Raw genomic sequence first — 5,094 nt, forward strand, 5'->3', positions numbered from 1 at the left:
GCGTGAGCACGCCGGAGGCGACCTGGGGCAGCAGGGGCAGGTAGAGCTGGTAGGCGAACGGCGTCACCAGAGTGACGTCGGCCTCGTCCGGGGCGAGTTTCCGCTCCAGGCGGCGGACGCACTCGACTCCGGCGAAGCCTGCGCCAACCACCAGGATCCTGGGTCGTGTCACGGTGTCCATCCCTTTCTGCGGCTCCAGGCGGTCCGACTCGAACGCCGTACGCCTGCCCCGGATCGCTGTGCCGACTCCGATACCACCGTGCCTCCAGCCGTTCCGCCAGCTGGGTACGGCAGGCAGACGAACGCGTGGGGACCAGCATGCCCCCACTGGAGGGCGGAGTAACCGGCTGTCGCACACCTACACGTCGAACATCCTCACCAGGGCAGGAACGCGTGGATGTCCTTGCCCCGCTCGTGCACGACGACACTGACCTGGTCGCACAGGGTGTGCACCAGGTGCCAGCCGATGCCGCCACCGCCGGTACGGGGGTGGAACGGCCGCGGCTCCGGCTTCGTCGTGCTGGTGTCCCGCATCGTCACGTGCACCCCGTCGAACGTGCGGCGCAGCCGCAGGTCGAACGGACCGGGCGCGTACTGGATCGCGTTCGCGGCCAGCTCGGTGACGACCAGCAGGATGTCGTCCCAGTACTCGTGCGCGCCCGGTGGTGCGTCGCGGGCGAGCGCGCGGAGGAATTCCTCGGCGGCGAGCCGCGCACCCGTGACGTTGCGCAGCTCACCCGGGAAGGAGAACGTGCGTTCGTACTTCTCCTCCGAGGGTGGAGTGTCGTCCCAGCGCTGCTCCGTCACCATCTCGCATTCCCCGGTCCGCCGGCGGGGACCGGGCTCGGTCCCCGCGCAGGACGGTCGTCGTTGCTGATCTCTTCGCTGCGCTGCGGGTTCCCCCAGCGGCGCAGCCTATCCGTCTCCCCTCGCAACGGCCGTCCGCACGATGCGCTCCCTCAGCGGAAGACATCGTCCGGCTCGTCCCACTCGGCCGGCTCCGGCGCCGCCGGCCGCGTTCGGGACCGGGCCTGGTACATCGCCTCGATCTCGGCCGCGTAGTGCCGTACGACGGCGTCCCGGCGCAGCTTCATCGACGGCGTGAGCAACCCGTTGTCCGGTGCGAACGGTTCCGGCAGGACACGGTAGACCCTGATGGACTCCGCGCGGGACACCGTGCTGTTGGCGGAGGCGACGGCCCGCGCGATCTCCTCCCGCAGCGCGTTCTCCTCCCGGGTCTCCCGGGCCGTGCTGTCGCCCTGGAGCGCCAGGCCGGCCCGCCAGTGCGCGAGGAACTCCGGATCCAGGGTGATCAGCGCGCCCACGCAGGGCCGGTCGTCACCGATCACCACGGCCTGGTGGACCAGGGGATGCATGCGCAGCCGCTGCTCCAGCGGGACCGGCGCCACGCTCTTGCCGCCGCTGGTGACGATGATGTCCTTCTTGCGCCCGGTGATCGTCAGATACCCCTCGGCGTCCAGCCGCCCGATGTCCCCGGTGGCCAGCCAGCCGCCGCGCAGCGCGGCCCGGGTCGCCCGCTCGTCGCTGATGTAGCCCTGGAACACCGACGGCCCGCGCACCAGGATCTCGCCGTCGTCGGCCACCTGGATCTCGGTGCCCGGCAGCGGACGGCCCACGGTCCCGGACTTCTCCCGTCCCAGCGGCTGCATGGTGATCCCGCCGGACACCTCGGTGAGCCCGTAGCCGTCGTGCACGAACAGACCGATGCCCTCGAAGAACAGGCACAGCTCACGACTCAGCGCACTGCCGCCCGAAGTGCCGCGCACCACCCGGCCGCCGAGCGCGGCCCGCAGTCTGCGGTACACCGTCCGCTCGTACAGGGCGTGCTGCAGCCTCAGCTCCAGTCCGGGGCCCGGCCCGGTGCCCAGCCGGCGGCGCTCCTCGGCCGCGGCGAAGTCCCGGGCGGTCTGCGCGGCCCGCTCGAACAGGGCCCCCCGGCCCGCCTGCTGGGCGGTGCGCAGGAACGTCTTGTGCAGCTTCTCGAACACCGACGGCACGCCGTACAGGTACGTCGGCCGGAACGTGGTCAGGGCCGAGGCCAGTGCCGTCCCGGTCGGCTCCGGTTCGTGCGCCAGCAGGACCCCGCCGCGCAGGCACATCAGCATGATCATGATGCCGTAGACGTGCGAGAACGGCAGGAAGGCCAGTACGGAGGGCTGCTCGCCGGGAGGCGCGGCCGTGTGCGCCCAGCCGGCCAGCAGGGTGTCGCACGGGTAGGCCAGGTTGCGGTGGCTGAGCGCGCAGCCCATCGGGCGGCCCGAGGTGCCGGAGGTGTAGACGATGGCGGCCGTGGAGTCGGGCAGCACGATCCGGCGCAGCGACTCCACCGTGGTGTACGGCACGACCGTGCCGCGCGCCACGAGGTCGGACAGGGCTCCCGCGTCCAGCTGCCAGACGTGCCGCAGCCGGGGCAGCCGGGTGCACACGGTCCCGACGGTCATGACGCCCTGTTCGTCCTCCACGACCACGGCCACACAGCCCGCGTCCCGCAGCATCCACTCGACCTGGTCGCGCGCGGAGGCCGGGTGGATCGGCACCACCTCGGCCCCCACGGCCCACAGCGCGTGGGCGAGCACCGTCCACTCGTAGCGGGTGCGGGCCATCAGGGCCACCCGGTGGCCGGGCGAGACACCGGAGGCGATCAGGCCCTTGGCCAGATCGACCACCTCGTCCCGCAGTTCGACCGCCGTCACCTCCTCCCAGCCGGTGGCGGGCGCCGCGGCCCGGCGCGCCAGCACCGGCAGCGTCGGATCGAGGTCCGCCCGTGCGAAGACGCTGTCGGCGAGGCCGCCGGTGAGCGGCGGGGTAACGGCTGGAGCGAGGGCGACGTCCCGCATGCGCTGCTCCTGGTGTACGGAGGGTCACTCCGCCGAACGGCCCGGTGTCGGCGGTGCTCGAATCTAGCCCAGGCAAGCGCGTTCGGTGACCGGAACGAGGAATCGTGATCGGCTGATGATGTGGGCGTGTCCTGGGGACTCGGGAGTCATGAGCCATGTGAACCCTGATCCGGAGCCCGAACGCACCACCGGGCTGGAGCCCGGCGGCGGTGTCCCGCCCGGCGAGACACCGCCCGCGGAGAGCAGCATGCCCGAGGCCGGGCCCCGGGAGACGCACAATCCGACGAAGGGCTGGGCGAAGGCCCCGCTGGTGCTGATCCTGGGCCTCGTGGTCCTGATCGCCGCCTTCTTCCTGGTCTACGCCCTCGTCCTGATCCTCTGAACAGCCGGGACGCGGCGCCTCAGGCCTGCGTACGCCGCACGCACTCCGTGACGACGTCACGCAGGCTGCCGGTGCGCTCGAACAGTCCGCGCTGCTCGCGCGCGCCGTTGCCGGTCCGCAGCAGTTCCTCGACGGCCCGCTCGGCCCGCTCCGCGTCGCCGCTCGAGGTCAGCGCGTCCCCGGTGTACTCCAGCAGGGAGCGCAGCACCTGCGGGGCGGGCCGGGGGCGCAGGGTGACCGGGTCGAGGAGGTCCTCCTCCAGGCCGTGGCGCGCGGCCTGCCAGTCGGCCAGCCGCAGCATGCTCACCCCGGGGTCGGACACCGGCCGGCCGGCCCGCCACTCCCGCGCGGCGGTCTCCACGAGCGCGCGGACGAGGGTCGCGAACAGTACGGCGGTCTCCGCGCCCAGGCACACGTCCGCCACCCGGATCTCCACCGTCGGGTAGCGGGCCGACAGCCGCGCGTCGAAGTAGACCATGCCCTCGTCCAGGATGACCCCGGTGGCCACCATCGCGGCCACGCGCCGGTGGTACTCCTCGGGCGACCCGAACAGTTCGGTCGGCCCGGCCGACGGCCACCGGTTCCACACCCGGCTGCGGTAGCTGGCGTACCCGGTGCTCCGGCCCTGCCAGAACGGGGAGTTCGCGCTCGTCGCCCGCAGCACCGGCAGCCACGGACGGATCCGGTCCAGGACGGCGACACCCTCCTCGTCGGACTCCACCGACACGTGCACGTGGCAGCCGCAGACCAGCTGCTCCCAGGTGGGGATGCCGTACCGCTGGGCCAGCCACTGGTACCGCTCGTTCACGCTCAGGGAGGGGCTGACCGGAAGCGGGGAGGAGGCCAGCGCGGCGACCCCGCAGCCGATCTCCCCGGCGTGCCGGGCCGCCTCCTTGCGGCAGCGGACGATCTCGTCGCCGAGGGCCGCCATGTCCGACTGCGGATGCGTGGCGAACTCCAGCATCTGCCCGAACAGCTCCTTCTCGAACACGTCCTGCCCGGGATCGTCCTGGGCGGCACGGGCGAGAACGGCCGACGCCAGCGCCTTCGGGTCTCCGGTGTCCGGATCGACCAGAAGGAGTTCCTCCTCCACTCCGACGGTGCGCACCTGGTGCCGCCCTTCTGTCCCTGCCGCGGGGGCAGTCGTGGTCTGTACGACCACCGACTGCCCCCCGGACGGGCCCCGACACCTGCGGCTCTCAGTGCACCGGCACCATCCAGACAGTGGCGAGCGGGGGGAGGGCCAGCCGCAGGAACCCGTCCTCGGGGACGACCGGCCCGCCCGCGCCGACGCCGCTGCCGCCGTAGCGGACGTCGTCGGTGTTCAGCGCCTCCCGCCAGGCGGTGACGCCGTCCGGCACCCACAGGCGGTAGTCCTGCCGGACCACGGGGGAGAAGTTCGACACGGCCAGCAGCGGACCGCCGTCGGCGTCGAACCGCAGGAAGGCCAGCACGTTGTCGTCGGCCGCGTCGCACAGCACCCAGCGGAAGCCGCCCGGGTCGGTGTCCCGCTGCCACAGCGCCGGCGTCCGGCGGTACACCGTGTTCAGCTCGCGCACCAGGTCCTGGACGCCCCGGTGGTCGCCGGCGGAGTGGTAGCCGTCGTCCAGCAGCCACCACTCCGGGCCGTGCTCGTGAGACCACTCCGCCCCCTGGGCGAACTCCTGCCCCATGAACAACAGCTGCTTGCCCGGGTGGGCCCACATGAAGCCGAGGTACGCCCGGTGGTTGGCGCGCCGCTGCCACCAGTCGCCGGGCATCTTGGACACCAGGGCCTGCTTGCCGTGCACCACCTCGTCGTGGGAGATGGGCAGGACGTAGTTCTCGCTGTAGGCGTACACCATCGAGAACGTC

At 72.4% G+C, this 5,094-nt stretch carries 5 protein-coding genes and 1 pseudogene; 1 reads left to right on the forward strand and 5 read right to left on the reverse strand.

The genetic code is table 11. The features are described 5' to 3' along the window. The 3 genes and pseudogenes from IE312_RS38620 to IE312_RS03475 all read right to left on the reverse strand — a co-directional run. Positions 1 to 181, reverse strand: a pseudogene (locus IE312_RS38620) (NAD(P)/FAD-dependent oxidoreductase); the annotation flags it as partial. 194 nt (positions 182 to 375) lie between these two features. Beyond that, on the reverse strand, positions 376 to 810 hold the full coding sequence (locus tag IE312_RS03470) for an ATP-binding protein (RefSeq protein WP_189978154.1): 435 nt from the start codon (positions 808 to 810) through the stop codon (positions 376 to 378). A gap of 149 nt (positions 811 to 959) precedes the next feature. After that, positions 960 to 2,858: an AMP-dependent synthetase/ligase gene (locus IE312_RS03475; RefSeq protein ID WP_189978155.1), complete on the reverse strand. Its 1,899-nt coding sequence runs from the start codon at positions 2,856 to 2,858 to the stop codon at positions 960 to 962. Positions 2,859 to 3,006: 148 nt separating this feature from the next. Here IE312_RS03475 and IE312_RS03480 point away from each other — a divergent pair, with 148 nt between their 5' ends. Next, on the forward strand, positions 3,007 to 3,240 hold the full coding sequence (locus tag IE312_RS03480; protein ID WP_189978157.1) for a DUF6480 family protein: 234 nt from the start codon (positions 3,007 to 3,009) through the stop codon (positions 3,238 to 3,240). A 19-nt stretch (positions 3,241 to 3,259) separates the two neighbouring features. On the opposite strand, the gene IE312_RS03485 is transcribed toward IE312_RS03480, so the two are convergent. Together IE312_RS03485 and IE312_RS38625 are read right to left on the reverse strand one after the other, a co-directional pair. Continuing rightward, complete coding sequence (locus tag IE312_RS03485; protein ID WP_189978159.1) at positions 3,260 to 4,348, reverse strand: glutamate--cysteine ligase 2; 1,089 nt, start codon at positions 4,346 to 4,348, stop codon at positions 3,260 to 3,262. 91 nt (positions 4,349 to 4,439) lie between these two features. Continuing rightward, the coding region (locus IE312_RS38625; RefSeq protein WP_229898951.1) for an alpha amylase C-terminal domain-containing protein at positions 4,440 to 5,094 on the reverse strand (655 nt) is incomplete at its 5' end.

Origin of the sequence: Streptomyces capoamus, assembly GCF_014654935.1 — a bacterium.
Taxonomy (GTDB): domain Bacteria; phylum Actinomycetota; class Actinomycetes; order Streptomycetales; family Streptomycetaceae; genus Streptomyces; species Streptomyces capoamus.

Excerpts from the sequence above, each read along its gene's own strand:
- IE312_RS03480 (WP_189978157.1), top strand. The coding sequence starts at position 3,007 with ATGAGCCATGTGAACCCTGATCCGGAGCCCGAACGCACCACCGGGCTG.
- IE312_RS03475 (WP_189978155.1), bottom strand. The coding sequence starts at position 2,858 with ATGCGGGACGTCGCCCTCGCTCCAGCCGTTACCCCGCCGCTCACCGGC.
- IE312_RS03470 (WP_189978154.1), bottom strand. The coding sequence starts at position 810 with ATGGTGACGGAGCAGCGCTGGGACGACACTCCACCCTCGGAGGAGAAG.